The organism is Paracraurococcus ruber, from assembly GCF_004353985.1.
GTDB classification, from domain to species: Bacteria; Pseudomonadota; Alphaproteobacteria; order Acetobacterales; family Acetobacteraceae; genus Paracraurococcus; species Paracraurococcus ruber.
The window spans coordinates 1-2,010 of record NZ_SMOA01000512.1 but is presented as its reverse complement, the minus strand read 5'-3'; the positions used below and the strand labels follow the sequence as shown (position 1 = coordinate 2,010).

1 protein-coding gene is annotated in these 2,010 nt (G+C 79.0%); it reads left to right on the top strand.

Annotation, left to right across the window (positions count from 1 at the left end; genetic code table 11):
- A partial coding sequence (locus E2C05_RS31315; protein WP_133223515.1) for an AsmA family protein occupies positions 1-2,010 on the top strand: 2,010 nt, incomplete at both ends.

The following is a 2,010-nucleotide window of genomic DNA, read 5'->3' as shown; positions in this document are numbered from 1 at the left end:
CCGCGCGAGCTTCGGCTTCGGCCGGATCACGGTGGAGGGCGCGCGCCTGGCCTGGCGCAACGGCATCACCGGCGCCAGCCGGGTGCTGGAGGTGCCGGAGGCCGAGGCCGATGCGACGGATGGCCCGGTGCGCGGCCGCGGCACGCTGAGCCTGGAAGGCATCCCGGTGGCGGTGGCGGGGGAGGCCGGGCCGCTCGCCGGCCTGCTGGCGCCCCCCCCCGGCGCGCCGCCCTGGCCGCTGCGCGGCACGGTGGAGGCCGCCGGCGCCCGCTTCGGCGTGGAGGGGAGCATCGCCGATCCCGCGGCGCGGCGCGGCTGGCAGGCGACGCTGACCGCCCAGGTGCCCGATGCGCAGCGGCTGGTGCCGCTGCTGCCGGAGGTGCCGATCCCGCCGCTGCGCGAACTCCAGGCCCGGATCGGGCTGGCCGATGCCGGGCCGGGGCAGCACGCGCTGACCGCGCTCGAGGTCTCGATCGGCGCCTCGCCGCTCGGCCAGCTTCTGGACGGGCTGGAGCTGGCCCGCTTCCGCGCCAGCCTGCCGGGGCCGGAGGCGCCGCTGACACTGGAGGGCGCCGGCACGCTGCATGGCCTGCCGGTGACGCTGTCCGGCACCACGCGGTCGCCCATGCCGCCCGGCGGGCTGGCGGCGCCGGTGCCGCTGGACCTGGCCGTCACCGCCGCCGGCGGCACCGCCCGGGTGCAGGGCAAGATCGAGAACCCCGACCGGCTGCGCGGCGTCGACCTCGCCATCACCGCCGCGCTGCCCGACCTGGCCGCGCTGGCGCCGCTGGCCGGTGGCCCGCTGCCGGCGGTGCGGGACATCCAGGCCCGCGCCCGGCTGAACGAGCGCGGCGGCTACCGCTTCTCCGGCGGCGCCTTCCTGAAGGAGATCCAGGTCACCTCCTCGGCCGGCGACATCGCCGGCGACCTCACCCTGGTCATGGGCATGCGGTCCGGGGTGCAGGGCGCGCTGGCCTCCCGCCGGCTCGACCTCGACGCGCTGCTGCCGCCGCCGGCCCAGCCGGTCGCGCGCGGCCCGGCGCCGCCCCCGCCGCCGCCCGATGGCCGGGTGATCCCGGCGATGCCGCTGCCGCTCGAGATCCTGCGGCTGACCGACAGCGACCTGCGGCTGACGGTCGGGGAACTGCGCAGCGGCGGCGTGGATCTGCGCGACCTGGCGGCGCATGCGGTGATCGAGGATGGCAAGGGAAGGCTGGACCCGCTGACCGTCACCCTGCCGGGCGGTCGCGTCAGCCTGCGCGCGGCGGCCGATGTCACGGCGACGCCGCCGGCGGTGCAGGTCGCCGCCCGGTCGGACGGGCTGGACCTGCCGCCGCTGCTGGCGGCGCTGCATGCGCCGCAGGGCACCGCCGGGCGTCTCGAATTCGACCTCGACCTGCGCGGCCAGGGGCGGGACCTGCGCGCGGTGGCGGCGACCGCCACCGGGCATCTCGGCCTGGCGCTGACCAATGGCGCGGTGGAGGGCGGGTCCGGCAGCCTCCTCGGGCGGGCGCTCGCCGATCTGCGGCGGGCGATGCCGGCGCTGGGGGCGCTGGCGGAAGGCCGCGTGGTGCTGTCCTGCGGCGCGACGCGCTGGCGGGCCGAGAATGGCGTGGCCCGCAGCGAGGTGCTGCTGCTGGACGGCAGCCTCGGCAAGGTGGGCGGCGGCGGCACGGTGAACCTGCGGGACGAGAGGCTGGCGATGCGCCTGCTGCTCGACCTGCGGCTGCCGATCCCGGGGCTCAACCAGATCCGCATCCGCGCGCCGGTGCCGCTGGGCGGCACGCTGGCCAATCCCCGGCCGGATTACGGGGAGGCGGCGGCCCGCGGCGCGCTGGGCACGGTGGAGGGGCTGGCGCGCACCCCGGCCGGCATCGCCGGCGACCTGCTGGGCGCGCTGGGCGGCCCCAATCCCGGGCTGAACGACAGCGGCATCCCGGATTGTGGCCCGGCCCTGGCGACGGCGCGCGGCGGCCGGGCGGGGCCGGTGCCGGCGCCGGCCGCGCCGCC